Below are 26069 nucleotides of genomic sequence, written 5' to 3' on the forward strand. Positions count from 1 at the left end.
GAGATTTGCAGCCGTTTGTACAGATAAATAGTTCAGAAGGATGAGAGATATGCTAAAGACATTAAATTTATCAATTGCGGTTTTAAAAATGTTTACAAAGGAAAAGCCCACATGGGGTGGTCGAGAGTTAGCACTGGCGATGAACATGAATCATACAAATTTATATCGCATTCTTGAAACCTTCGAAAATAATGGGTTTATAACAAAAGATCCTATAACAAAAAAATATTCTCTTGGTATTGCATTATGGGAAATAGGTATGAATATGTATGATTCATTAAACATAGATCAGCTATGTATGCCAGTTCTTGATAAATTAAAGGATGTCACTGGAGAAACAGCCATTTTTACCGTACTGAATGGACTGGAAGCGTTAACATTACTAAAAGCAGAACCTGTAAATAAGGTAAAATTTACAGTTTCAAGAGGAAGTAGATCCCCACTGTATGTAGGAGCATCTTATCGTTCGATGCTTGCTTTTTTAAATGAAGAGCAAGTTGCAAAGGTCATAGATGAACCATTAACAGCTTATACAAATAATACGATGACAGATGCCACAGAAATAAGGGCAGAGCTAGAAAAAATTAGAACATGTGGCTATGCACTTAGTAATAGTGAGTATTCGGTCGATGTATTGGCGCTAGCTATGCCTATATTTAATAGTGAGGAGCAGGTCGTAGCGTCTATTACCGTTTCTGGACCAATTTATCGTTTTACAGAGCAACGTGTTCCGGAGTTTTTGGGACCTTTAACAGAAGCTAGAAATGAAATAGAAGGAATTATTCGTAGATATCATTTGAATTTTAATTAAGGAGTCCTATTATGCATCATTTACATGATATTGCACTAAATGTTTTAAAAGGCAATCTAAATGTTCATTCTTCAGAGTCACTATTAATTTTGACGGATAGCCACAAACAAGACATCGCGAAAATTTTTTATGAAGCTGGACTGTCAATTACTGCAAATACAATGTTCATGGTGATGCCCCTGTTAGAGAAATCCGGGCAGGAGCCAATCCATGCAGTTTCTGAGCTTATGGCTAATGCCGATGTTGCACTGTGTATTACCTCCCACTCCCTAACACATACACTGGCTCGTAAACATGCCTGTGAAAAGGGTGGACGTGTAGCAACAATGCCAGGGGTAACATTGGAGATGCTGGAGCAAGGTGCCCTTCATGCAGATGCACAGGAGATCGAAGCTACGGTAGAAAAATATGCCCTTTTACTTGATACGGCTAAAGATATTCGTATTGTCAAGGATGGCCATGAGCTGATGTTTAGTGTAGAAGGCCGTTTCGGAATACGTTCCACAGGGGTTATTCGTCAACCTGGTGAGTATGGAAATATTCCTTCAGGAGAATCATATATTGCACCAATAGAAACATCTGCGAATGGAGAGATTTTAGTAGATGGCTCTATTGCTAATATTGGTGTTTTAAAGGAGCCATTATTATTAAAAATAAAGAATGGTCGCTTAGAAGAAGCAGTCGGTCCTGATGGTCCACGACTACTGGCATTACTTGGTGAAGGCAATGGTAGAGTCATTGCAGAGTTTGGCATCGGAGCCAATAAAAGTGCCATCCTATGCGGCAATGTATTAGAGGATGAGAAGGTGTATGGGACCATCCATATCGCATTTGGCAGTAATGCGCCATTCGGTGGAGCCAATGCATCAGATGTTCATATTGATTGTGTTGTGAAAAGTCCTATCGTCTATTTTGATGGTCAGCAAGTAATCTAAAGAAAAGCGTGTCTTCCTATGAAGCACGCTTTTTTCATGCTTTACAAGACTGTAGCTTAGGGTTGCTTGTCATTGTAGGTTTACAATATAGTTAATATAGATGAATAGGAATGATGTTTAAATTCTGTCCATAAAATAGAAGTATGATGAAGCAAGTAACTTTTGTTTTGCAACAAGAAAGAACGTGAGGTTGAAGAGATGTTAACATTTACAGATTTACATGGCCTACAAGTAGATTTGAGTTTTACAAGAGGCGAATTTAAAGTAGAACCTAAACACGTCCTCGTCCTATTAAAGCATGAAAATAAATGGTTATGTACTGTCCATAAACGACGTGGTGTAGAAGTGCCAGGAGGGAAATTAGAAGAAGGCGAAACCTTAGAGGAGGCGGCGATTCGAGAAGTTTTTGAAGAGACGGGTGTTCATGTGAAGAACCTTCAATGGTTTGCAGAGTATGCAGTGTATGATGAAATCGTTTTTTGTAAATCCGTTTTCACTGCACAATTTTTAGCGCAAGAGGATATAGAATTTGATTTAGAAACGTCAGGCATGCTTTGGTTAACCGATGAAGAATTTGCTCAGCATCCTAACTTGAGTTTTCACATGAAGGATGAGGGGATGAAGAAAATGCTGGAGGAGCTGAAACATCGTGACACACAATGGTGATATTATCGAAAAACGCCCCTATCCTTCACCAAATCCAGCTATACGTTTAACGGAAATAACCTATCTTTCAATGGGCTTACGTATAAAAGGACTATTAGCAGAGCCAAAGACAGAAGGTACATATGATGGCTTTTTATATTTAAGGGGCGGCATGCAAAGCATTGGGATGGTAAGACCCTCTCGTATTGCACAATTTGCGGCGCAGGGCTTTATCGTATTTGCCCCATATTATCGTGGGAATCGTGGGGGAGAGGGTCGTGACGAGTTTGCAGGGGCAGACCGTTACGATGCGGTCTATGCCGTAGATGTACTCAAACAATTCTGCAATGACAATATTCATGTTTTTGGTTTTTCACGAGGTGGTATTATGGCTCTGTGGACAGCTATTTTAAGGAGGGATATTACTTCTGTTGTAACATGGGCAGGTGTTTCTGATGCAACAGCCACTTATTGGGAACGTACAGATATGCGCAGGATGATGAAGCGCGTTATCGGAGGAACACCTAATCGTGTACCAGAAGCGTATGATGCAAGGACACCTCTTTTTGAGATAGAGCGTATAACAGCTCCCGTTCTTATCATTCATGGCTATCGTGATGAAAATGTGGATATTGAACATGCCAGACAATTGGCATTTTTTTTAGAGGAAGCAAATAAATCATTCGAAACTTGGTATGATCTTACCTATGCACATCAATATCCACCAGCAAAAAATCGTGAAACTGTTCGTGCTCTTTGCAAGTGGATGAAACAGCAATAAAGCATAGAGAAAACAAAAAGACAAAGGGAACGAATTAATTGTTCCCTTTGTCTTTTAAATAGATGTTATTTTAATGGACCACCAAGTGTAGTGATGGCTTCAGAAACGTTTGAGAATTTCTTGAAGTTTTCGTTGAATAAGCCTGCAAGCTCAGCAGCTTTTGCATCGTATGCAGCTTTATCTGCCCAAGCTTCACGAGGATTTAACACTTCTGAAGGTACGCCTTCAACTGCTGTTGGAATGTGTAAACCAAACACAGCATCTTGTGTTGTTTCAACATCTGCTAATTTACCATCGATTGCTGCACGGACCATTGTACGTGTATAAGAAAGTTTCATACGGCTACCTGTGCCATATTCGCCACCAGTCCAACCAGTGTTTACTAAGTATACCTGTGCCCCATGCTCGTCAATTTTTTGTCCTAACATTTCTGCGTATACTGTTGCAGGAAGTGGAAGGAATGGAGACCCGAAGCAAGTAGAGAATACTGGTTCTGGCTCAGTCACACCACGTTCAGTTCCAGCAAGTTTAGAAGTGAACCCGCTTAGGAAGTGATACATTGCTTGTTCTTTAGTTAATTTACTGATTGGAGGTAATACACCAAATGCATCAGCTGTTAGGAAGATGATTGTTTTTGGATGACCTGCAACAGAAGGATCAACGATATTTTCGATGTATTGGATTGGATAAGCTACACGAGTATTTTCTGTTAGTGATCCGTCATCATAGTCACAAATACGCGTTTCTGGATCAACAGCTACGTTTTCTAATACAGAGCCGAAGCGAATCGCATTGTAGATTTCTGGTTCTTTTTCAGCAGAAAGGTTGATTGTTTTTGCATAGCAGCCACCCTCAATATTGAATACACCATTATCAGACCAACCGTGTTCATCGTCACCGATTAGCTTACGATCAGGATCAGCTGATAACGTCGTTTTACCAGTACCAGATAGACCGAAGAATAACGCTACATCGCCAGCTTCACCAACGTTTGCTGAGCAGTGCATTGAAAGAATACCTTGTTGTGGTAATAAGTAGTTCATGATACCAAAGATAGATTTTTTCATTTCACCAGCATATTCTGTACCACCAATTAAAATAATTTTCTTTTCAAGTGATACGATGATGAATGTTTCAGAAGCAGTACCATCAACCGCAGGATCTGCTTTAAAGTTAGGAGCTGAGATGACAGTGAAGTCAGCAACATGAGAAGCTAATTCATCTGCTGTTGGACGGATAAATAATTGATGAGCAAAAAGATTGTGCCATGCGTATTCATTAATAACTTGAATGCTTAATTGTGAATCTTTGTCAGCACCTGCAAAGCCTTTGAATACGAATAACTCGTCACGTTCTTTTAAATATTTTATTACTTTTACATATAGGTTATCGAACACTTCAGAAGAAATCGGTTGGTTGACTTTACCCCAGTCAATTTGATCTTTTGTGCTTTCTTCTTCTACCGTATATTTATCTTTAGGTGAACGACCAGTGTATTTGCCAGTTTCTGCACGAACTGCGCCATCTACTGTTAACATTGCTTCACCACGAGATGTAGCTTTTTCTGCTAATTGTGGTACTGAAAGTTGAACATTAATGTTACCGCCGTTTAATAATTCCTTCAGTTCGTTTGCAATTTCTACTGAATTCATCGATTAAATACCATCCTTTTTTATAGTATTCCCTTGATTTAGAGGGATTTTTTCTTAATTTCAAAAATAGTATAACACAATTGCTTAAATAATCTATACTAATTAAGAAATTATTTTAGAGTTTTTACCACTTTTCAATAAACTGACAAAAAATAATGTTTTTCGAGTAGAATACCATCAATCCTACTGTAATTAGGCACGAAAATTGAGCCACACATATGTTACCACAAGTAGCTAGGTATGTTGTAGGGATTAATTTGCTTCTATTTACATCATCATCCAAGTATGAAAAGTTTTTGTGTAATAAGTTCTTTCCTTTCTATACAGTAATACATAAGAAAATATTTGACAACGTTCGACCTTTTCAGTAACATGAGATTGAACGGATACTCTTATCCCGAGCTGGTGGAGGGTCAGGCCCTGTGAAACCCGGCAACCTGCATGAACTATTTCACGACATGCGTTGGTGCCAACCTGATGCAAGGGAACATCCCTTGAACGATAAGAGTGAAAGGTTACGCAGTCATTATTCCTTTCCTCATGTAAAGTAACGTGAGAAAAGGATTTTTTTATTGTTAAAAATCAATGTAAAGGTAAGTATATGTAGTTCTTTCCTTATTATAATGACGAATCTTTCGAAATCCTCGTGTTAAAAGCAGCAGTAACGGCTTGAGAGTTCAATCCTTAGGAGCGGACTTGACATGGGTAATGAGTACCGTATTCATACACAACTACTTATTGTAAGAGTATTTAGGAGGAAAACCAAATGACAAACCGTCGACTGTTTACATCAGAGAGTGTAACAGAAGGACATCCAGATAAGATTTGTGACCAAATCTCGGATGCCATTTTAGATGCTATTTTAGCAGAAGATCCAAATGCACGTGTAGCGTGTGAAACAACTGTAACAACAGGATTAGTATTAGTAGCAGGAGAAATTACTACTTCTACTTATGTGGATATTAAAGGTATTGTTCGTGACACTGTAGCTGAAATTGGCTATACACGAGGTAAATATGGCTTTGATGCAGAGAACTTAGCGGTGCTTGTGGCAATTGGCGAACAATCACCTGATATTGCCCAAGGTGTTGATCAGGCATTAGAGGCACGTGAAGGCTCTATGACAGATGCTGACATAGAAGCAATTGGTGCTGGTGACCAAGGCTTAATGTTTGGCTATGCATGTAATGAAACACCAGAGCTAATGCCATTACCAATTAGCTTGGCACACAAATTAGCACGCCGTTTAACAGAAGTACGTAAATCAGGGGAACTTGCCTATTTGCGTCCTGATGGTAAAACGCAAGTAACGATTGAATATGATGACAATAATGTACCGGTTCGCGTGGATACAATTGTTATTTCAACACAGCATGATGAAGAAGCAACACTTGAACAAATTCAAGCAGATTTAAAAGAATTTGTTATTGCACCAGTTGTACCGAGTGAATTATTAGATGCTAATACGAAATACTTCATCAATCCAACTGGCCGTTTTGTAATTGGTGGGCCAAAAGGTGATGCTGGATTAACAGGGCGTAAAATCATTGTTGATACATACGGTGGTTATGCACGTCACGGTGGTGGTGCCTTCTCAGGTAAGGATGCAACCAAGGTAGACCGTTCGGCGGCATATGCAGCACGTTATGTAGCGAAAAACATCGTAGCAGCTGGCTTAGCAGAGCGTGCTGAAGTGCAACTTGCCTATGCGATTGGCGTTGCTCAGCCTGTTTCCATTGCTGTCGATACATTTGGCACAGGTAGAGTGAAAGAAAGCGAAATCGTTGAATGGGTACGCGAGCTATTCGATCTACGCCCAGCAGGTATCATTAAAATGCTTGATCTTCGTCGTCCAATTTATAAACAAACTGCTGCGTATGGACATTTTGGTCGTACAGATTTAAATGTACCATGGGAGCAAATTGATAAAGCAGACGCGCTACGAGAAAAAGCACGTTTATAAACTATTGAACTAAAGTAATGAAGTCATTAGAAAATTATTCTGATGTATTAATAAGCAAAGGGGCAACATTGCTCCTTTTGTTTTTTTTACAAAAATACCTCGCTAGGATTCGTGAACATATTCGGTACACGAAAACGCGAGGGATTTTTTCGTTAGTATTGATTTTTTGTGTAGGTTATTTATTTCTGAAGTGATTTATAATATTGACCTTTTTCTGCGTATTCTCGTACGATACGTTCCATATCCTCTTTATCTTCAGCATTTAATTCTCGGACAACTTTTGCTGGACGACCTAATGCTAAACTATTTGGAGGAATGACTTTACCAGGAGGTACTAGGCTTCCAGCTCCAATAAATGCACCTTCTCCAATCTCAGCTCCGTCTAAAATAATGGATCCCATACCAATTAAGGCATTTTTGCGAATTGTACAACTATGTAAAGTGACTTGGTGTCCAACTGTTACCTCATCTTCAATAATGAGCGGATATTTTGGGCTTTGGTGTAAACAGCAAAGATCCTGGATACTGACACGTTTACCAATAATCGTTGGGGAAACATCACCACGAATAACCGTATTAAACCAAATAGTTGTTTCGGCGCCAATTGTTACGTCGCCCGTAACAGTTGCGTAATCAGCAATGAAAACAGACGGATCGATCTTTGGCGTTTTATCTTTAAATGGATAAATCATGAAAATCGCCTCTTTTCTTTCTATAATGTAGTATTATCGTATCAAATACGCAACTTTATGGAAATATAAAATTAAAATGTGCTATTTATTTCGATATAATCAAAGTGTAATTATTTTTTAGGAGGACTATGTAATGTGGAAATGGGAAGCTGATGGACAAGCAAAAGCTGTGATTGCTATTCTTCATGGTGCTTATGAAAATCACCGTTGGTATGCATGGCTGATAGAGAAATTAAGATTAGAAGGCTTCCACATAGTCATGGGAGATTTACCGAATCATGGGGGTAATGCAAGGTTTGCTCGAGTCCATGATGAAGACTTCAAATTGTACAATAAGTATACAAGAAACCTGATTGAAAATGCTTTTTCATATAATTTACCAACCTTTGTAATAGGGCATGGACTAGGTGCAACATTAATCCTCCATACACTGCAAAAGAGACAATATGAATGTGCAGGCATTATTTTAACATCACCTTGGTTGCAACTAAAGCTATTACCAGGTAAATTAACAAATGCTTTAACAAGTCTAAGTGCGTTAACGGCCAATGTTAAATTGACACATGATATTACATTAGCGAAATTAACGCGTAGTGTTGAAGGCAGAGAAGAAATGAAAGATGATGTACCGCTCATGTCTGTTGTTTCTGTGAAATGGTATCGAGAACTTCAGCAGATGATGAAAAATTTAGTGATGCTGCCTAAAGGTGAAATGCCTAATATGCCAATGCTAATTATGACAGCTGAGAAGGATAAAATTACGGACACTCGCCAAACTCGAAATTGGCTTCATCAACAGGAATTCACGGAATTTCAGTTTAAAGAATGGGCAAATTGTTATCATAATTTATTTCATGAGGGAGAGCGCGAAGAGATTTTTATGTATATACGAGATTTTATTAATAATGCTCTTCGAAGAATTGGTTATATAATTAAATAGGTTTATACCCTTCCATTTACTAGGTTACTTACTTAAATATTGTTACTTAAAAATAATATTGTAATTTTCAGAAAAGTGTAATACTATAATGACTTAAAGTAAGGTAATTCAAATTGGAGGGGTAAAATGGATGTAATTGTAGAGAAGTTGAATGGTATTTTATGGGGACCATGGTTTATTTATGGCATCTTATTAATTGGGTTATTTTTCTCAATTATTACAAGGTTCCTACAAGTAAGGCACATTAAAGATATGTTTGTTTTAATGTTTAAAGGGGAGAAGTCAGAAAAGGGAATATCTTCATTCCAAGCAATGTCTATCGCATTATCAGGACGTGTAGGTACAGGTAATATTGCTGGTACTGCGACAGCGATTGGAATGGGAGGACCTGGTGCTGTCTTTTGGATGTGGGCAATCGCTTTCATAGGTGCGGCTACCGCGTATGTAGAGTCAACATTAGCTCAAATCTATAAAGAAGAGAAAGATACAGAATATCGTGGTGGACCGGCCTTTTACATAGAAAAAGGAATGGGCCAAAAATGGTTTGCAGTTATTTTTGCTGTGGCGGCTTTAATAGCAATGTTAATTTTGATGCCTGGTGTGCAGTCGAATGCCATCGCAGGTGCTGTTGAAAACGCTTTCGGTTTGGATACATGGATCACAGGACTTATAATTGTTGTGTTACTAGGTGCTATTATCATTGGTGGTATTAAATCAATTGCAAACGCTGCCCAGATTATTGTACCGTTTATGGCATTAGCCTATATCATTATGGCCATTATCATTATTTTTATGAATATTTCACAAGTACCAACGGTTATCGGATTAATTTTTTCTAGTGCATTTGGTGCTCAAGAAATTTTTGGCGGGGTTATTGGTTCAGCGATTGCTTGGGGTGTTAAACGTGGAATTTACTCCAATGAAGCTGGTCAAGGAACTGGGGCCCACCCTGCGGCAGCTGCGGAAGTATCACATCCTGCTAAGCAAGGAATTGTTCAAGCAGCATCTGTGTATATTGATACATTATTAATTTGTTCTGCTACCGCATTTATGATTTTATTTACGGGGATGTACAATGTACAAGATGAAAAGGCAGCTGAGGGAGCAGATCCATTTATTCATGTTGGAGAATTCAATAGTGGTGGATTAGCTGGTGATGAGCAAATGACTTTTGCGAAAAGTATTGAAGCAGGTGCAGCCTATACACAATATGCAGTTGACTCATCATTACCTGGCTTTGGTGCTCCATTTGTAGCCATTGCGTTATTCTTCTTTGCCTTTACAACAATCATGGCTTACTACTATATTGCAGAGACAAATGTCGCTTATTTATTTAGAGGTAGCACAGAAAAGATATTCATTTGGATTGCGAAAATTGCCATTTTAGTTGCAGCCTTTTATGGTACAATCCGTACGTCTGGTCTAGCATGGGCAATGGGAGATGTAGGTCTTGGTTTGATGGTTTGGATTAACGTTATAGCTATTTTAATTATCATGAAACCAGCTATTATCGCATTAAAAGATTACGAGAAACAGAAAAAAGAAGGAAAAGACCCAGTCTTTGATCCTCGTAAACTAGGAATTAAAGGTGCAGATTTCTGGGTTGACTATAATGAAAAACGCAATAACAAGTAGATAAAGAGCAAGGCGATCAGCTAGTTTGATAGAAACTAGCTGATCGCCTTTTAGCATGTCATTATTGAATAGGATATTCTTTCATTTTCTCTAATGCAATGACGAAGGGTGGATCATTTTGTTGATTCAGAAATGCATATTTTAAGACATGAACATATTTTTGTGGCAGTTGGCTTACATAATCAATGACCTTATCACGCTCTTCTTTTCCACCTGGATGACCATGATAAATAACAAGAACAATCAAACCGCCCACTTTTAAGAGCTTTAATATATTCTCAATGGCTTGGATTGTTGTATTAGGTCTTGTAATAATATCATGGTTGCTACCAGGTAAATAGCCGAGATTGAAGATTGCCGCAGTTACTGGCTTGTGAACAAACTGTGTAACTTCTTCATGCCCTTTATTTAAAACGAGTGCTCGGTGTTCTAAACCATGATCTAAAAGTCGGAGGAGTGTCGCGTCAACCGCCTCTTTTTGGACATCAAAGGCATAAACTTGCCCTTCATCCCCAACAAGCTGTGCCAGAAACAATGTGTCATGGCCGTTTCCAGCAGTTGCATCCACAACTGTATCTCCCTCTTTTATATTATCTTTTAATAACTGCTGGGCATATTGTAAAACGCGTTGTAGTATCATTTCATAACCTCTGCCTTATACAACTTCCCTTGCCAACTACCACGACGTTCAAGCTCAGCATCAATGCCATTCAGTACTTCCCATTTATTAACACTCCACATGGGTCCAATCATTAAATCAATCGGTCCATCACCTGTAATACGATGAATGACCATCTCTGGTGGTAAAATTTCTAATTGGTCTGCTACTAGTTTTGTATACACATCTTGATCTAAAAATTCTAACATACCTTTTTCATATTGCTTCACCATAGGCGTTCCTTTTAATAGATGAAGTAAGTGGATTTTAATGCCTTGGACATCTAATTGTGCAACTGCTCGTGCCGTTTCCATCATCATGTCATAGTCTTCGAGAGGCAATCCGTTAATGATATGTGAGCAAACACGAATGCCATGCTTACGCAATTTTTCAACGCCTTCCACATATGTTGCATAATCATGGGCACGATTAATAAGATTAGCCGTTTTCTCATGCACCGTTTGTAGACCGAGCTCAATCCATAAATACGTCCGCTCATTTAGCTCTGCTAAATATTCGACAACATCATCAGGTAAACAGTCAGGACGAGTAGCAATAGAAAGACCTACTACACCTTCTTGCGCTAAAGCTGCTTCAAATTTTTCTTTTAAAACTGGCAAAGGGGCATGTGTATTTGTGTAGGCTTGGAAATAGGCCATGTATTTGCCATCCTTCCATTTCTGGTGCATTTTGTCTCGGATTTCAGCAAATTGAACATCAATTGGATCTACCTTATTACCAGCAAAATCACCAGAACCTGCAGCACTGCAAAATGTACAGCCACCGAAAGCAACTGTGCCGTCGCGGTTAGGGCAATCAAATCCTGCATCTAATGCCACTTTAAAAACTTTATGACCAAATTGGTCACGTAAATAGCGATTCCATGTATAGTATCTTTTCCCCTCTGAAGGAAAAGGAAAATTCGTCTCTGTCATTTATTTCACTCCTCTAACGCTCTATTCTATCATGTGCATTTCGTTCCGTCATGGGGTAAGGGTAATATCATGATTTGGATAAAGAAAAATGGAAAGGAACAAAACTAAATACGATTGAAAATAGGATAGAAGTCTTGTAAAAAAGGTAAAATTATTTTCCTTGTACTTTTAAGTATTTCAGCATACACTAACTATTTAGAGAAGCGAAATAATGGAGGTCATCCTATGCCAAAACGTGTTTGGTTTTTAATTATCGGAATGCTTGTGAACACAACAGGCAACTCTTTTTTATGGCCTTTGAATGCCATTTATATGCATGATTATTTAGGCAAATCTTTAGCTATGGCTGGTTTTGTCTTAATGCTGAATTCTGCTGCTGGAGTATTAGGTAATCTATTAGGTGGTTACTTATTTGATAGAATTGGTGGCTATAAAGCTATTATGCTTGGTATCCTGTTAACGATTGCTTCATTAATTGGCTTAACAATTTGGCACGGTTGGCCACATTATGTGTGGTTTTTAACGATACTAGGCTTTAGTGGGGGTATTGTTTTCCCAGGTATGTTTGCCTTAGCTGGGGCTGCCTGGCCAGAAGGTGGACGTAAGGCTTTTAATACTATCTATTTAGCACAAAATGTCGGTGTTGCCGTAGGTCCTGCCCTTGCCGGTATAGTGGCAGATTATCAATTTGACTATGTGTTTAAAGTGAATTTAGGTATGTATATTTTATTCTTTTTCATTGCCTTATTTACATTTAAGCGTTTGGAGGCGGGCAGTATTGCACCTAAAAATGTCTTGAGCGAAAGTAAGCGAATCGTAAACAAGGCACCTTTCTATGCTTTGTTAATAATTAGTGCATCCTCCGTTTTATGCTGGCTAGCATATTCTCAATGGAGTGCAACCATTTCATCTTATACACAAGATTTAGGATTGGGATTAAAGCAATATAGCTTACTTTGGACAATCAACGGTCTTCTAATTGTCATTGGGCAACCGCTCATTGCACCGCTCGTAAAGCGGTGGGAACACAATTTAAAACGTCAGTTAGTATTTGGTGTAACGCTGATTGCACTTTCCTTTGGTATTATTGCCTTTGCAAACGATTTTAAAATGTTTGGAGCAGCGATGCTTGTCTTAACATTTGGCGAAATGTTTTATACGCCAGCGTTACCAACGATTGCTAATCAACTGGCACCAAAAGGTCGACAAGGGTTCTATCAAGGCATTATCAATAGTGCTGCCACTGGAGGACGGATGATTGGTCCACTATTTGGCGGTATTATGGTGGATCAATTTGGCATGATTCCTCTTGTTTTAACATTAGTAGTTATTGTACTATTGGCGATTATTCCATGTTTAACATACGATTATCCTTTAAAGAAGAACAAAATAGTAGCAGATTAATAATGTCGCACTGAAAAGAGCAAAAACGAGTATTAAGTACTTGTTTTTGTTCTTTTTTTATAGCAGATATTGAAAAAATGTTGTGACAGGATTACAATCATACATATTCAAATATTTGAATATGTAGTTATATGGAGGGGTTTTTTTATGGAAGAGGGCTTACAACAGTTTAAAGCGGATTTTTTCAAAGCATTAGCACATCCGTTACGCATCCGAATACTTGAACTCCTTGTAGATGGACAGAAAAGTGTCAATGAGATTCAAGATTGCTTGGAGAAAGAGGGTTCTGCTGTTTCTCAGCAATTAAGTGTATTGCGTGCTAAAAATATTGTTTATGGCGTGAAGGAAGGGAAAAAAGTTTACTATTCTTTAAGTGACCCAATGATTGGTGCATTACTTGGGGTGGCAAAGGATATTTTTAATAACCATTTGGTTAATACCATTTCTAGATTAGAGGAAATGACGAGTAATGAAGGTGACGAAGAGAATAAGTAAATCAATGATGATGACAAATTGAGCTTTGCTTATTATTTCGAAGGGAAGATTTATCTATGAAGTCACTGTTTACAGGACGCTTTGAAGGATATTCAGTTCAACATGTAAAGAAGGATTTATTGTCAGGGATTATTGTGGGAATCGTTGCTATTCCACTTGCCATGTCCTTTGCCATAGCATCGGGTGTGAAACCTGAATATGGGATTTATACAGCTTGCATTGCAGGTATTCTTATTTCTCTCTTTGGAGGTTCCAAATATCAAATAGGTGGGCCTACGGGGGCGTTTGTGCCAATTCTATTGGGGATTGTTCTTACCTATGGCTATGAAGATTTATTACTAGCGGGTTTAATGGCAGGGGTATTGCTTTGTGTCATGGGCTTTTTTAAGTTAGGGACTTTAATTAAGTTTATTCCACGTCCTGTAACAGTTGGTTTTACAGCAGGGATAGCAGTGATTATTTTTACAGGTCAAATCGCTAACTTTCTAGGGCTCACAAATGTTAAAAGGCATGAATATTTTATCGCCAACATACAGGAAATTATTAAGCAGCTTGATACGACAAATACGTATAGTATTCTTACTGCCGCGGTATGCTTGGTGACAATCGTGATAACACCAAAGTTTTTTCCAAAGGTTCCTGGAGCATTAGCGGGTATCGTTGTCTCTACACTTATAGCAACCTTCTTCTTTTCAGGACAAGTTGCTACCATTGCAACGGCCTATGGGCAAATTCCTAATACATTACCTCATTTCGCCTTACCGAACATCACGCTCGAACGATTACAACAACTTATTGGTCCAGCGTTTGTCATTGCAATGCTAGGTGGTATTGAGTCTCTATTATCGGCAGTTGTGGCGGATGGGATGACAAATAGTAAGCATAACAGTAATCGTGAGTTAATTGGTCAGGGAATTGCTAATATTGTGACGCCTTTATTCGGTGGTATTCCAGCAACAGGTGCTATTGCACGCACAGCGACCAATATCAAAACAGGAGCAGTATCCCCTATGTCGGGTATCATTCATGGTGTGTTTGTTTTAATCACATTATTGTTATTAGCTCCATATGCATCTCATATTCCGTTAGCAAGCATGGCTCCGGTACTGATGGTCGTAGCTTGGAATATGAGTGAACGACATCATTTCTCACATATCGCAAAATTAAAATCAGGCGACTCACTGGTATTATTGATTACCTTTTTATTAACGGTATTCACTAGTCTTACGTTAGCAGTTGAGGTTGGGCTTGTGCTGGCTGTGCTATTATTTGCGAAACGCATGAGTGAAAAGCTTGTTGTTACAAAAGTACTTCCAGATCATTCAAATAAAAGTGAAAAGGTACAGCCACATGTAGTGCATCAGCAGCATGATTGCCCGCAAATTAGTATGTACACCATTGAAGGGCCGTTGTTTTTTGGTGCTGCACAAATGTTTGAGCAAACGATTGAAAGTACTCTGCATCAGCAACCAAGAGTTTTGATATTACGGATGGGGAAAGTGCCCTTTATGGATTCTACTGGAGAAGCATATTTTAGTAATATCATAGAAAATTATAAAGCACAGGGCGGTACTATTTTGGTAACGGGTGTGCAAGGTGATTTAAAGGGTGCTCTTCAGCACAATGGTCTTTACGATAAAATAGGCGCGCAACATTTTTTTCAGCATACAGGAGAAGCGATTACAAAAGCTTTCCATTATTTGAACGCCAATCAATGCATTGGTTGTCAGCATTTTGCTTTTCATGAATGTAAGGATTTATCAAAGTCTAAGGAAGAAAAGGATTTAATTGTTCAGTAATGGGTAAGCTGTAAACAAAGGCTTGTGCTTTTCAATACTTTCCATTAGAATAAATGCAATATCATGTAAAGACTGTGATGAGGAATAGTAAATTTGTGGTTCTTTTTAGAGAGCTAGCGGTTGGTGGAAGCTAGTAAGAATGCAAGTTGAACTCGCCTTCTGAGTCTGCCCGCGTGAAACAGCGTGTGTCGTTTCTTCCGCGTTAAGGAAGCTTGAGCCGAGTGTAATCACTAATTTGGGTGGTACCGCGGGAGTACAAATTCTCTCGTCCCTTCTATAAGATAGGGGCGAGTTTTTTTATTTTTTAAATATTTTGTCAATTATAATGGAGAGCAGCACGATCAATCGAAGGAGGAAAAAAAATGAGTTTTAATCATGAACAAATTGAAAAAAAGTGGCAGCAATACTGGGCTGATAACAAAACATTTAAAACTGAAAATGAAACAGCAAAGCCTAAATTTTATGCATTAGATATGTTCCCATATCCATCAGGCGCAGGACTTCATGTAGGCCATCCAGAGGGTTATACGGCAACTGATATTCTATCGCGCTTTAAACGTATGCAAGGCTATAATGTACTTCATCCAATGGGCTGGGATGCTTTTGGTTTACCAGCAGAACAATATGCACTTGATACAGGGAATGATCCAGCTGAATTTACAGCTAAAAATATTGCAACATTTAAACGTCAAATTCAAGAGCTAGGCTTCAGCTATGATTGGGATCGCGAAATTAACACAACTGATCCAGAATATTATAAATGGACACAATGGATTTTTATCCAGCTTTATAAGAAAGGTTTAGCCTATGTGGATGAAGTAGCTGTTAACTGGTGTCCAGCACTTGGCACGGTATTAGCTAACGAAGAAGTAATTGATGGGAAATCAGAGCGTGGTGGTCATCCAGTAGAACGCAGACCAATGAAGCAATGGATGCTTAAAATTACAGCCTATGCTGATCGTTTAATCGATGACCTAGAAGAAGTTGATTGGCCTGAATCTATTAAAGATATGCAACGCAATTGGATTGGCCGTTCAGAAGGGGCAGAAGTGACATTTGCCATTGACGGTTCAGATCAAAACTTCACAGTTTTCACAACGCGCCCTGATACATTATTTGGTGCTACATACTGTGTGCTTGCGCCAGAGCATAAATTAGTGGAACAAATAACAACAGCTGACCAACGCCAAGCTGTTGAGACTTATTTAGAGAAAGTTAAAATGAAATCTGACCTAGAGCGTACAGATTTAGCGAAAGAAAAAACAGGCGTATTTACAGGCGCTTATGCAGTGAATCCGATTAACGGTAAAAAAGTGCCAATTTGGATTGCTGACTATGTGTTAGTGTCTTATGGTACAGGTGCTATTATGGCGGTGCCAGCACATGATGAGCGTGACTATGAATTCGCGACTGAATTTGGCCTAGACATCGTTCCTGTACTTGAAGGTGGAGACATCAGTAAAGAAGCATTTACAGGTGATGGTCAACATATTAACTCTGAATTCCTGAATGGCTTAAATAAAGCAGATGGCATTGCGAAAGCCATTGAATGGTTAGCGGAAAAAGGTGTAGGGGAGAAGAAAATTTCTTATCGTCTACGTGACTGGTTATTCTCCCGCCAGCGTTATTGGGGTGAACCAATTCCAATGATTCATTGGGAAGATGGCACGATTACGCCAGTTCCAGAATCAGAATTACCTTTAATGCTACCAAAAACAGATAATATCCGTCCATCAGGTACTGGTGAATCACCATTAGCAAATATTGAAGAATGGGTAAATGTTGTCGATCCAGAAACAGGTAAAAAAGGGCGTCGTGAAACAAATACAATGCCGCAGTGGGCAGGTTCGAGCTGGTACTTCCTACGCTATATCGACCCTACAAATACAGAGGCGATTGCAGACCCAGAGTTACTAAAACGTTGGTTACCTGTTGATATTTATATTGGTGGTGCGGAGCATGCTGTATTACATTTACTATACGCTCGCTTCTGGCATAAAGTTCTCTATGATTTAGGCGTTGTCCATACAAAAGAACCATTCCAAAAGTTATTTAACCAGGGAATGATTCTAGGTGAAGGTAATGAAAAAATGTCTAAATCTAAGGGCAATGTTGTCAATCCAGATGAAATCATTACGTCACATGGTGCCGATACATTACGTTTATATGAAATGTTCATGGGCCCACTAGAGGCTTCTGTTGCATGGTCTACAAATGGTTTAGATGGAGCACGTCGCTTCTTAGACCGTATCTGGCGTCTATTTGTCAGTGAAGAAGATGGCGCAATTTCAGCAAAAATTCAAGTGTCTAACGATCAATCACTTGAAAAATCATACCACCAAACAGTGAAAAAAGTGACAGAGGATTATGAAGGCATCCGCTTTAACACAGCTATTTCACAAATGATGGTCTTTATTAATGATTGCTATAAAGCTGATGTGATACCAACGACTTATGCTGAAGGCTTTGTGAAAATGCTAGCTCCAATCGCTCCGCATATTGCAGAAGAATTATGGCAACTATTAGGACACGATTCCACTCTTTCATATGAGCAATGGCCAACATATGATGAAGCAAAGCTTGTGGATGATGAAGTAGAAATTGCTGTACAAGTTGCTGGTAAAGTACGTGCTAAGATCGTCGTAGCAAAAGATGCTTCAAAAGAGGATATTGAAAAAGTAGCACTTGCCGATGAAAAGGTTCAAGAATACATGGCAGGAAAGAGCTTAGTGAAAATCATCGTTATTCCAGGCAAACTTGTCAATATTGTCGTAAAATAAAGAGATATAAAGTAAAAATGTACATTACTAAATTCAATTTTAGTAATGTACATTTTTTAATTTGGAGTAATCTTAAGCGATAAAATAAGGACTGCACCCATCTAACTGAGTGCAGTTCAATAAATAGTTCCTGATACAATTTAAATAATCAACCCCACAATAATAGCTGTTAGGATACTTACGAGCGTAGCGCCGTACAACAACTTTAAACCAAATCGAGCAACGACATTCCCTTGCCTTTCATTCAAACCTTTTACAGCACCCGAAATAATCCCGATTGATGAAAAGTTGGCAAAAGATACGAGGAATACAGAAATAATACCTAATGTACGTTCACTCATGGACTCAGCAACATCGCCAAGGTTAATCATAGCAACAAATTCGTTTGTTACTAATTTGGTTGCCATAATACCGCCAGCTGCCACAGCATCTGCCCATGGGATACCCATTAGGAAAGCGATTGGCGCAAAGATATAGCCTAATATTTCTTGGAAAGAGATGCCGATAATTATATCGAATAATGAATTGATTAAATCCATTAATGCTACGAAACCAATAAGCATCGCCCCAACAATGATGGCTACTTTAAAGCCATCCATAATATATTCACCAATCATTTGAAAGAACGCTTGCTTATGTTCATCTTCAATTGTTAAGATATCTTCTTTTTCATCTACAGTATATGGATTAATAATGGAAACAATAATAAATCCACCAAACAGGTTTAATACAATGGCCGTAACAACATACTTTGGCTCAATCATCGTCATATAAGCGCCAACTACTGACATCGAAACAGTCGACATAGCAGAAGCGCATAATGTATACATACGTTGTGGTGCAATCTTATCTAATTGCTTTTTAACAGTTATGAACACTTCGGATTGGCCTACCATAGCAGAGGCAACAGCATTATAGGATTCCAATTTCCCCATACCACTTACTTTACTTAAAAATAAACCTACCCATCTCATTAGAAAAGGAAGAATTTTGAAATGCTGCAAGATCCCAATCAGAACAGATATAAAGACGATTGGTAATAAAACGGCTAAAAAGAAGGGTGATTCTCCTTCATTTGCTAAGCCACCAAAAACAAATGATATACCTGCATTTGCATAGGACAATAAGTGATCAAACACTTTGGTGATTCCTTTGATTAGGACATAGCCGACCGTTGTATTAAGTAGTAAAGCTGCCAATAAAAATTGGATGATCAACATAATCACTATATATTTATATTTTATTTCTTTTTTGTTTTTACTCATTAATAAAGCTAAGGCAAAAACAAGTAACAATCCACAAAAGGATATTAAGTATCTCATAAGTTCCTCCATAAGTATCTGTGATATTTTGTCCTGATGTTCCAATTTCAGAAGAACAGCTAAAGATCTTAATTAGTCAGACGTCAGACAAACAATCTCACTATAACAGTTTTTTTGCTAGTTATTCAATAGATAATAGAAAAAAAGTATGCAACATGGCATACAAACAAATTCATTCTAAAAATGTAGGCTATTTCTTTAGGAGTTACTATTCATAAAAATACCCTCTTATTGTGTGAGGATTTTTTCTTTTTATGACCTTCATGTTAACGAAACTTTTTCGATTTTTTTGAAACCAACTAAGTTCCGATTACGACTATAGGGTGAATGTTTAGAGGAGGTGTTTAGATGAGTGAGCATTTGGTGGCCATTATGGAAGAACACGGAGAATATTGTTTACGAGTGGCTTATCTTTATGTAAAGGATTGGGCGATGGCAGAAGAAATAGTCCAGGATGTCTTTTTTTCTTATTATCGGCAGCAGGATCGCTTCGAACAAAGAGCATCTCTAAAGACCTATTTAGTTAAAATAACTGTACATAAAAGTCATGATTATTTGCGAAGCTGGAAAAATAAACGCCATCAACTGTTGGAAAAATTGCATATTGGTGCAAGTAAACGAACACCTGAAACGATGCTATTAGCACAGGATGAACGGACAACATTAACAAATGCTTTATTTGAATTACCTATTACTTATAGAGAAGTCGTCATCCTTTATTATTATCAGGAATTAAAGATTAGAGAAATTGCAGATATTCTTACATGTGCAGAAAATACAGTTAAAACCAGATTGCATCGAGCAAGGAAAATGTTACAGGAAAAATTAGCGAATAGTAAGTGGGAGGTGTTAATGAATGACAACTTTTAAAGAGAAATTGGATCAAGAACTTGGCGAAGCACCACGATTTACGAAATCCTTACAGGAGGATATTTTACGGCAAGTGCGGCAAACAAAAAAAACAAGACGCTGGTCTTACCCATTGATCATCATAGGCACGATTTTCATGTTTCTATTGATAATAGAAATCGGTCCATTGGGGCAGATAGAGCAAACGCAGCATGCTTCAATTGTTCAATTAGCACAGCAGCAATCTATAAAAAAATATACAATGATTTACAATTCAGATGAGGAGATCTTTAAGGCTGGTAGACCTGGGTGGGTCATTGGACAACGAGTAATGGAGCAAAGTTCAGAAAAAGAGTTATTACAACAACTATTACAGCAAGCTACAGTGACACAAATGAATGAGCGTATTTTTTTTAGATTACAACGTGATGTCTGGGTAGAGTTTGAAAAAGGTCAGGTTATGAAGCTGAAAATGTTCATAAACGAGGAGGATATCGGAATTGTTGATTATGACAGCAATTCATTTTATAAAGTAGATAATAAAGAGTTGGCCAAGGCTTATTTAGATCTTGCTCTCAAAGAAGATGCTAAATTTGGAATGTCAGGTTTAATCGTTATGCTAGTTTTTCTCATAGCTATCCAAATGCTTGTCGATAAACTAATGAGGAAAAAATTTACTATACCAAAGGAGTATGTCAATAGTCATCATAGACGTGCTGTTTGGGCTATTAAAATTTTGAATATCATTATGATCATGGTGCTCGTAATTAAAGGGTGGATTTTATTTACTGTTATCATTGGAGGATATTTGGCTGTCATCCTTTTCAGCTCTATTTTTATTGACTATTACTATGGTCGAGAGGAAAAAAGACATTATGTTTCCATTAGTTCGGCCATTGTTGGCTTGCTAGTACTAATCCTATTCTTATTTTATATCAGTTAAATAACTTATAAACCTGAACCCGAATAATATCGAGTTCAGGTATTTTTTTCAATTGTTTCAGTCTGAAGCATTAATTGATAAATACTTGAGATCATAAAGCTGGTAGCTAATCCGTAAAGCGTATTAAAGCTTAAACCAACACCAATTCCAATGATGATGGATAGTAGGATGACAAGCCAGCTATGCTTATGAATATGGCGATTCGTAAATAAAAGGATTAACAAAAACGGTAGCATGGTAATGTGCAGAAAGGCAAAAGAATAAATAACACCTAAAATCGTTAAATCGATAGATAAGAAACAGGTGAATAAAATAATCATCAGGCCAATCAAATAGAAATAATAGGGTCTTTTCGTCACAAAAAAACGTTTCGTTGCCCGCATGTCTACAAGCAAAGTTGTGACAATGGCTAATAGGACAATGACGAGAAAAGCAAATGTCAGAAAGCCTGGTTGTACTTCATATAAAAACGTAAAAATCAGTACTTGGAATTGGCCAAATGATCCGCTGTATAGGGCAATCATTAAAATTGCCGTAAATGATAGCGTTAATAACGCTAAAATTACACCTGAGGAAAACAGACTGCTACGTACTTTTTTAGGTTTTATAAAGGCAATTAAATACCATGTTGATTTATCAAAAAATACTTGTCCTAAAACGGCTAGTTGAATAATGACATAGAACAGCAGAATTTCACTATTTTTAAAATAAAATAAATAAGGGTGATATAAGCGAATACCCTCATATACGGTGCTTGCCCCATTTAGTACAAAGTAATAAATAGGGATAAAAATAAGTAATGAAAAAAGAGCAATAATAAATAAAATTTCCAACCATAGTATACTTTTCACTGACATGATGCGGTCAAGAAGTAAGATGCCGATTAAAAAGAAAAAAAGTGTAATAGGGACTGGAATATTTAACATAATTTCAGACAATACACTAATGCTTATTAATTGAATAAGCCAAAGTTCAATACCTGTTAGCAGGTAAAATAGACGTATAACCTTTAAATTCATTCCAGACAATTTACGCTGTATGGTAAAGAGCAAAAAGCTTTGTGTATGCTGATTTTGTGTGTAATCGCTCTTCTTCAGCAATGAACCAAGTATGATAAATGAAATAGCTGTTGCTAATGTATAACAAATGCCCGCCATAAAACCAAAAGAAATAAGGGCTGAAGGAGAGGATAATAATAAATTACCATTAATCCATCTCGCTAAAAGAATAATGACTCCTGCTGCTGTGCTTAAACTTGCAAATGGAACAAGCAATGAAAACTTCCTTAGCATACTAGTAAAGACCTTTACTCATTTTAGAGGATTTATATTGTCTTGGTGATTGATTATATTTTTTCTTAAACGCAACGCTAAAATAGTGCTGACTATTAAAACCACAGCTCTCAGCAATTGCAGACATACTTGTGTCTAGATTTTCATTGATTTTCTTTACAGCCATTTCTAGGCGATAATTATTAATGTATTCATTAATGCCAATAGACTGCTCCTCCAAAAATTTACGACTTAAATAGCTCGGATTTAAATGAATTTTTTCAGCAATAATATTGAGACTCAGTTTTTCATAATAGTTTTCATGAATATAGGAAAGTGCGCTTTGAATCGCATCATGGTTAGAACTCCACACCTTATATTTCTCCACAATAGCATCTAATTCACTTGCAATGACTGGTTTTGTAAGATAATCCTTTACCCCGATACGCAATGCTTGTTGGGCATATTCAAAGGTTTGATAAGCTGTTACCATGATGATGTCTACCTCATAAAGCGCTTTTAATTCCTTGCTCAACGTGATTCCATCTTTCCCAGGCATTTGAATATCCAAAAAGGCGATAGTCATACGGTGCTTCTTAGCTAATTGCAGAGCTTGTGAGGCATCTTGGGCAGTATGGAAGGTCCAATTTGGAAAATGTGGCTTTAATAAATAAATCATTTGCTCAAGCTCTAATGGCTCATCATCTGCGATTAAAATATTCATGGTGAGTTTCTCCTTTCTCCTTCCAGTTGATAGAAAGCCTAAGCGGGAACATGGATGGTAACAGTGTAATGCTGTTCATTGTTTTGAATCGAGAATAAAATATTTTCGAGCCCATAAATGAGCTCAAGCCGTTTTCTAATATTTTCGAGCCCATAACCTTGCTGCAGTTCGTCTACTACCTGTTCAGTAGTCATTTCTATTTTTTCTAAAGGCTGTGTATTTTTAATTTCAATTAATAAGCTATTAGCCATTTTTTTGATTGTAATGGATAGCTCTGCAGGTCCTATATGCTTTTCAAAGCTATGTTTATAGGCATTTTCAATAATGGTCTGCAGAATAAAAGGTGGTATTTGGACGGATAGTGCTTCATCATCAACATATTTATTTACAGTCAAACGATGGCCAAATCGTAATTGTTGAATATTTAAATAACTATCGACAAATTGTACCTCGTTCTTTAACGCAATTAACACCTCATGATTATTGTATTTAAATTTAAAAAATGTTGCCAAAGCCTCAATGCCCGCAACCAAATCTTCCTTCCGATTGATGCGAGCTAGGCTTAATAATGAATTTAATGCATTAAAAAAGAAATGTGGCTGTATTTGCTGATTCAACTGGAGAATATTTGCTCTTTGTAAATCCTGCTCAAGCTCTAAATTTCTTTTTTCCTCCTCAAGGCTATCGATTTGCTTTTCGAAAATAAATATAAAAGTAAGCAGAAAAGCTCCAATAATTGGAGCAATTACACATAGGAGAATATATATGTTGAAGGTTTCTGGTTGTAACATAATGACCTCTCCGTTTATTTTATAAGTGTAAGATACATTAAACTAAATTTTCTGCGAAATGGCAAGCTACCTTATGAGTTGCAGTGATCGCTCGTAGTGCTGGTACTTCTGCTTTACATTTATCTGTTGCGAATGGGCAACGTGTGTGAAAGCTACAGCCAGTAGGGGGACTAAGAGGTGATGGTAAGTCACCTTTTAAAATTATACGCTCCTTCCGATGCTGCTTATCAATGACAGGTATAGAAGAAAACAGTGCTTTTGTATAAGGATGATGTGGCTGAGTAAAAAGGGAATGCTTATCAGCAATTTCTACGACCTTTCCAAGATACATCACCATAATACGGTCTGAAATATGTCGAACAACACTTAAATCGTGTGAGATAAATAAAAAGGTTAAATCTAAATCTCTTTGTAGTTGTTTTAGTAAATTTAGTATTTGAGCTTGAATGGAAACGTCTAGGGCAGAAACAGACTCATCACAAATAATAATTTTAGGATTAACAGCAAGGGCTCTGGCAATACCAATCCGTTGACGCTGACCACCAGAAAATTCATGTGGATAACGCTCTAAGTATTCAGGACGTAACCCAACAAGGGACATTAATTCAATCATGCGTGCTTCTTGTTGCTCAGGTGGTACAATTTTTTGAATAGACATGGCCTCTGTTAACATTTTACGAATCGTTCTTCGTGGGTTAAGGGATGCATAGGGATCTTGGAAAATAATTTGAATGTCCTTGCGTGCAGCACGAAGCTCTTTTTTGTTCATATTCACTAAATTTTTACCGAATAACAATACCTCTCCAGCAGTAGGCTCATCTAATCTTAAAATAGAACGACCAGTTGTTGATTTTCCACAGCCAGATTCTCCGACAATACTGAGCGTCTCACCAGGCATGATATCGAAAGACACCCCATCCACAGCTTTTACAACCTGCTGTGGACCGAAGAGCTTTTCTTTTTTTAAGAAAAAATGCTGCTTTAAATCATTTACTTGTAATAGTGGTTGTGTGTGTTGTGCTGTTGTCATACTGTCAGCTCCTTCAAAAGTGTTTCTCCTTGCCATTCATTACTGTACATCCAGCACCTTACCTTTTTTCCTTGCTCAACAGTCAAAAGCTCAGGCTGTTGTTCACGACATAAATCTGTAGCAAATGGGCAGCGTTCTGCATAACGGCAGCCAATTGGGTAATTATAGGGACTTGGAACAGTTCCATGAATAGTAGATAATTCTTCTTGATCTTCGTATAGCTTAGGTAATGATTGAATTAATCCATTTGTATAAGGGTGTAGCGGGTTTTCAAAAAGACTTTCTGTTGTGCCTTCTTCTACAACCTGCCCCGCATACATAACAGCAATTTTATCGCAGATTTCTGCTACAACACCAAGGTCATGGGTAATGAAGATAATGCTCATGCCTAGCTGTTTTTGCAGGTTTTGAATAATATCAATAATTTGAGCTTGAATGGTTACATCTAGAGCAGTCGTTGGTTCGTCAGCAATTAACACATCTGGTGTACACGCTAGTGCCATGGCAATCATAATACGCTGTCGCATCCCACCACTTAACTGATAAGGTTCCTGCTTCGCTCTTTTTTCGGGTGCAGGAATCCCAACTAGGCGAATCATATCGACAGCCTTTTGCCATGCTTCTTTACGTGATAAGCCTTGGTGCAATCGAATGGATTCAGCAATTTGCTCTCCAACGGATAATACAGGATTTAAGCTTGTCATAGGCTCTTGGAAAATCATCGAGATTTTATTGCCCCGAATTTTACGTAGCTCTTCATCTGAGAGCTTCAAAATGTCTGTATTATTTAATAAAATTTCGCCATTGATGATTTTACCTGGGGGCGATGGTACTAAACGAAGTAATGACAGGGAAGTCATGGATTTCCCACAACCAGATTCACCAACAATGCCCAGTGTTTCTCCTTTTTGAAGAGTAAAGGATACCCCATCGACAGCTTTGGCAACCCCTTCACTCGAATAAAAATAGGTTTGTAAATTTTTGACTTCCAACACGGTTTCTTGTTTCATCCGT

At 37.8% G+C, this 26069-nt stretch carries 23 protein-coding genes, 1 riboswitch and 1 other annotated feature; of the genes, 13 read left to right on the forward strand and 10 right to left on the reverse strand.

The window, feature by feature from the left end; translation table 11 throughout:
* The first annotated feature begins 49 nt into the window (after positions 1 to 49).
* The 4 genes from EW028_RS13630 to EW028_RS13645 all read left to right on the forward strand — a co-directional run bounded on the left by EW028_RS13630 (position 50) and on the right by EW028_RS13645 (position 3172).
* Positions 50 to 811, forward strand: coding sequence for an IclR family transcriptional regulator (locus EW028_RS13630; RefSeq protein WP_131521265.1), 762 nt, complete (start codon positions 50 to 52; stop codon positions 809 to 811).
* A gap of 11 nt (positions 812 to 822) precedes the next feature.
* Positions 823 to 1746, forward strand: a complete 924-nt coding sequence (locus EW028_RS13635; protein ID WP_131521266.1) for an aminopeptidase — start codon at positions 823 to 825, stop codon at positions 1744 to 1746.
* A gap of 198 nt (positions 1747 to 1944) precedes the next feature.
* On the forward strand, positions 1945 to 2412 hold the full coding sequence (locus tag EW028_RS13640) for an NUDIX domain-containing protein (protein WP_054549912.1): 468 nt from the start codon (positions 1945 to 1947) through the stop codon (positions 2410 to 2412).
* Positions 2396 to 3172, forward strand: a complete 777-nt coding sequence (locus tag EW028_RS13645) for an alpha/beta hydrolase family protein (RefSeq protein WP_131521267.1) — start codon at positions 2396 to 2398, stop codon at positions 3170 to 3172. Before EW028_RS13640 ends, EW028_RS13645 begins: the two co-directional genes overlap by 17 nt.
* 65 nt (positions 3173 to 3237) lie before the next feature.
* On the opposite strand, the gene pckA is transcribed toward EW028_RS13645, so the two are convergent.
* Positions 3238 to 4824 carry a phosphoenolpyruvate carboxykinase (ATP) gene (gene pckA / locus EW028_RS13650; protein ID WP_066038097.1) on the reverse strand — a complete coding sequence of 529 codons (1587 nt, stop codon included), beginning with the start codon at positions 4822 to 4824 and terminating at the stop codon, positions 3238 to 3240.
* A gap of 389 nt (positions 4825 to 5213) precedes the next feature.
* A riboswitch (SAM riboswitch) is annotated at positions 5214 to 5332 on the forward strand.
* A gap of 258 nt (positions 5333 to 5590) precedes the next feature.
* Here pckA and metK point away from each other — a divergent pair.
* The gene (gene metK / locus EW028_RS13655) at positions 5591 to 6787 is read left to right on the forward strand and encodes a methionine adenosyltransferase (protein ID WP_004225981.1); all 1197 of its coding nucleotides are present in this window, start codon (positions 5591 to 5593) and stop codon (positions 6785 to 6787) included.
* A 179-nt stretch (positions 6788 to 6966) separates the two neighbouring features.
* Here the strand turns inward: metK and EW028_RS13660 are convergent, their stop codons facing one another.
* Positions 6967 to 7479: a gamma carbonic anhydrase gene (locus tag EW028_RS13660; protein ID WP_016994472.1), complete on the reverse strand. Its 513-nt coding sequence runs from the start codon at positions 7477 to 7479 to the stop codon at positions 6967 to 6969.
* A 133-nt stretch (positions 7480 to 7612) separates the two neighbouring features.
* On the opposite strand from EW028_RS13660, the gene EW028_RS13665 reads away from it, so the two are divergent.
* Positions 7613 to 8419 (forward strand): alpha/beta hydrolase, encoded by an 807-nt coding sequence (locus EW028_RS13665; protein ID WP_131521268.1) that lies wholly within the window; start codon positions 7613 to 7615, stop codon positions 8417 to 8419.
* A 126-nt stretch (positions 8420 to 8545) separates the two neighbouring features.
* Complete coding sequence (locus tag EW028_RS13670; protein WP_131521269.1) at positions 8546 to 10054, forward strand: alanine/glycine:cation symporter family protein; 1509 nt, start codon at positions 8546 to 8548, stop codon at positions 10052 to 10054.
* A 61-nt stretch (positions 10055 to 10115) separates the two neighbouring features.
* Here the strand turns inward: EW028_RS13670 and mnmM are convergent, their stop codons facing one another.
* Together mnmM and mnmL are read right to left on the reverse strand one after the other, a co-directional pair.
* Positions 10116 to 10694 carry a tRNA 5-(aminomethyl)-2-thiouridylate-methyltransferase MnmM gene (gene mnmM, locus EW028_RS13675; RefSeq protein ID WP_131521270.1) on the reverse strand — a complete coding sequence of 193 codons (579 nt, stop codon included), beginning with the start codon at positions 10692 to 10694 and terminating at the stop codon, positions 10116 to 10118.
* Positions 10691 to 11647 (reverse strand): tRNA modification radical SAM protein MnmL/YtqA, encoded by a 957-nt coding sequence (gene mnmL, locus EW028_RS13680; protein WP_048391094.1) that lies wholly within the window; start codon positions 11645 to 11647, stop codon positions 10691 to 10693. Before mnmL ends, mnmM begins: the two co-directional genes overlap by 4 nt.
* A gap of 225 nt (positions 11648 to 11872) precedes the next feature.
* On the opposite strand from mnmL, the gene EW028_RS13685 reads away from it, so the two are divergent.
* From EW028_RS13685 to leuS, 4 genes are all read left to right on the forward strand, one after another.
* The gene (locus EW028_RS13685; protein WP_048391096.1) at positions 11873 to 13051 is read left to right on the forward strand and encodes an MDR family MFS transporter; all 1179 of its coding nucleotides are present in this window, start codon (positions 11873 to 11875) and stop codon (positions 13049 to 13051) included.
* A 147-nt stretch (positions 13052 to 13198) separates the two neighbouring features.
* Positions 13199 to 13546, forward strand: a complete 348-nt coding sequence (locus EW028_RS13690) for an ArsR/SmtB family transcription factor (RefSeq protein WP_131521271.1) — start codon at positions 13199 to 13201, stop codon at positions 13544 to 13546.
* A gap of 56 nt (positions 13547 to 13602) precedes the next feature.
* Positions 13603 to 15345, forward strand: a complete 1743-nt coding sequence (locus EW028_RS13695; protein WP_131521272.1) for a SulP family inorganic anion transporter — start codon at positions 13603 to 13605, stop codon at positions 15343 to 15345.
* Positions 15346 to 15410: 65 nt separating this feature from the next.
* Positions 15411 to 15621, forward strand: a binding site (T-box leader).
* 86 nt (positions 15622 to 15707) lie between these two features.
* On the forward strand, positions 15708 to 18125 hold the full coding sequence (gene leuS / locus EW028_RS13700) for a leucine--tRNA ligase (protein ID WP_131521273.1): 2418 nt from the start codon (positions 15708 to 15710) through the stop codon (positions 18123 to 18125).
* 140 nt (positions 18126 to 18265) lie between these two features.
* On the opposite strand, the gene EW028_RS13705 is transcribed toward leuS, so the two are convergent.
* Complete coding sequence (locus EW028_RS13705) at positions 18266 to 19447, reverse strand: NupC/NupG family nucleoside CNT transporter (protein WP_131521274.1); 1182 nt, start codon at positions 19445 to 19447, stop codon at positions 18266 to 18268.
* 348 nt (positions 19448 to 19795) lie between these two features.
* Between EW028_RS13705 and EW028_RS13710 the strand changes: the two genes are divergently transcribed.
* Positions 19796 to 20317: a sigma-70 family RNA polymerase sigma factor gene (locus tag EW028_RS13710; RefSeq protein WP_131521275.1), complete on the forward strand. Its 522-nt coding sequence runs from the start codon at positions 19796 to 19798 to the stop codon at positions 20315 to 20317.
* Positions 20304 to 21239 (forward strand): DUF4181 domain-containing protein, encoded by a 936-nt coding sequence (locus EW028_RS13715; RefSeq protein ID WP_131521276.1) that lies wholly within the window; start codon positions 20304 to 20306, stop codon positions 21237 to 21239. The genes EW028_RS13710 and EW028_RS13715 overlap by 14 nt, the downstream gene beginning before the upstream one ends.
* 35 nt (positions 21240 to 21274) lie before the next feature.
* On the opposite strand, the gene EW028_RS13720 is transcribed toward EW028_RS13715, so the two are convergent.
* From EW028_RS13720 to EW028_RS13740, 5 genes are read right to left on the reverse strand one after another with little or no spacing between them, the layout of a single operon-like run.
* A complete protein-coding gene (locus EW028_RS13720) occupies positions 21275 to 22513 on the reverse strand; it encodes a permease (RefSeq protein ID WP_227744951.1) in 1239 nt (412 codons plus the stop codon).
* A gap of 19 nt (positions 22514 to 22532) precedes the next feature.
* The gene (locus EW028_RS13725; RefSeq protein WP_131521278.1) at positions 22533 to 23234 is read right to left on the reverse strand and encodes a response regulator transcription factor; all 702 of its coding nucleotides are present in this window, start codon (positions 23232 to 23234) and stop codon (positions 22533 to 22535) included.
* Positions 23235 to 23272: 38 nt separating this feature from the next.
* Positions 23273 to 24025 (reverse strand): sensor histidine kinase, encoded by a 753-nt coding sequence (locus tag EW028_RS13730; RefSeq protein ID WP_131521279.1) that lies wholly within the window; start codon positions 24023 to 24025, stop codon positions 23273 to 23275.
* A gap of 37 nt (positions 24026 to 24062) precedes the next feature.
* Positions 24063 to 25055, reverse strand: a complete 993-nt coding sequence (locus EW028_RS13735; protein WP_131521280.1) for an ABC transporter ATP-binding protein — start codon at positions 25053 to 25055, stop codon at positions 24063 to 24065.
* Positions 25052 to 26065 carry an ABC transporter ATP-binding protein gene (locus EW028_RS13740; RefSeq protein WP_131521281.1) on the reverse strand — a complete coding sequence of 338 codons (1014 nt, stop codon included), beginning with the start codon at positions 26063 to 26065 and terminating at the stop codon, positions 25052 to 25054. The genes EW028_RS13735 and EW028_RS13740 overlap by 4 nt, the downstream gene beginning before the upstream one ends.
* Positions 26066 to 26069: the final 4 nt, after the last annotated feature.

The sequence above is a fragment of the Lysinibacillus sp. OL1 genome (genome assembly GCF_004332175.1).
Lineage (GTDB): Bacteria > Bacillota > Bacilli > Bacillales_A > Planococcaceae > Lysinibacillus > Lysinibacillus capsici.

Bases quoted from the DNA above. Each gene is read 5' to 3' on its own strand.
- EW028_RS13735 (WP_131521280.1), bottom strand. From the start codon at position 25,055: ATGACAACAGCACAACACACACAACCACTATTACAAGTAAATGATTTA.
- EW028_RS13690 (WP_131521271.1), top strand. From the start codon at position 13,199: ATGGAAGAGGGCTTACAACAGTTTAAAGCGGATTTTTTCAAAGCATTA.
- mnmM (WP_131521270.1), bottom strand. From the start codon at position 10,694: ATGATACTACAACGCGTTTTACAATATGCCCAGCAGTTATTAAAAGAT.
- EW028_RS13630 (WP_131521265.1), top strand. From the start codon at position 50: ATGCTAAAGACATTAAATTTATCAATTGCGGTTTTAAAAATGTTTACA.
- metK (WP_004225981.1), top strand. From the start codon at position 5,591: ATGACAAACCGTCGACTGTTTACATCAGAGAGTGTAACAGAAGGACAT.
- EW028_RS13695 (WP_131521272.1), top strand. From the start codon at position 13,603: ATGAAGTCACTGTTTACAGGACGCTTTGAAGGATATTCAGTTCAACAT.
- EW028_RS13715 (WP_131521276.1), top strand. From the start codon at position 20,304: ATGACAACTTTTAAAGAGAAATTGGATCAAGAACTTGGCGAAGCACCA.
- EW028_RS13705 (WP_131521274.1), bottom strand. From the start codon at position 19,447: ATGAGATACTTAATATCCTTTTGTGGATTGTTACTTGTTTTTGCCTTA.
- EW028_RS13710 (WP_131521275.1), top strand. From the start codon at position 19,796: ATGAGTGAGCATTTGGTGGCCATTATGGAAGAACACGGAGAATATTGT.
- EW028_RS13740 (WP_131521281.1), bottom strand. From the start codon at position 26,065: ATGAAACAAGAAACCGTGTTGGAAGTCAAAAATTTACAAACCTATTTT.
- EW028_RS13725 (WP_131521278.1), bottom strand. From the start codon at position 23,234: ATGAATATTTTAATCGCAGATGATGAGCCATTAGAGCTTGAGCAAATG.
- EW028_RS13685 (WP_048391096.1), top strand. From the start codon at position 11,873: ATGCCAAAACGTGTTTGGTTTTTAATTATCGGAATGCTTGTGAACACA.
- EW028_RS13665 (WP_131521268.1), top strand. From the start codon at position 7,613: ATGTGGAAATGGGAAGCTGATGGACAAGCAAAAGCTGTGATTGCTATT.
- EW028_RS13640 (WP_054549912.1), top strand. From the start codon at position 1,945: ATGTTAACATTTACAGATTTACATGGCCTACAAGTAGATTTGAGTTTT.
- mnmL (WP_048391094.1), bottom strand. From the start codon at position 11,647: ATGACAGAGACGAATTTTCCTTTTCCTTCAGAGGGGAAAAGATACTAT.
- EW028_RS13730 (WP_131521279.1), bottom strand. From the start codon at position 24,025: ATGTTACAACCAGAAACCTTCAACATATATATTCTCCTATGTGTAATT.
- EW028_RS13670 (WP_131521269.1), top strand. From the start codon at position 8,546: ATGGATGTAATTGTAGAGAAGTTGAATGGTATTTTATGGGGACCATGG.
- pckA (WP_066038097.1), bottom strand. From the start codon at position 4,824: ATGAATTCAGTAGAAATTGCAAACGAACTGAAGGAATTATTAAACGGC.
- EW028_RS13660 (WP_016994472.1), bottom strand. From the start codon at position 7,479: ATGATTTATCCATTTAAAGATAAAACGCCAAAGATCGATCCGTCTGTT.
- EW028_RS13635 (WP_131521266.1), top strand. From the start codon at position 823: ATGCATCATTTACATGATATTGCACTAAATGTTTTAAAAGGCAATCTA.
- leuS (WP_131521273.1), top strand. From the start codon at position 15,708: ATGAGTTTTAATCATGAACAAATTGAAAAAAAGTGGCAGCAATACTGG.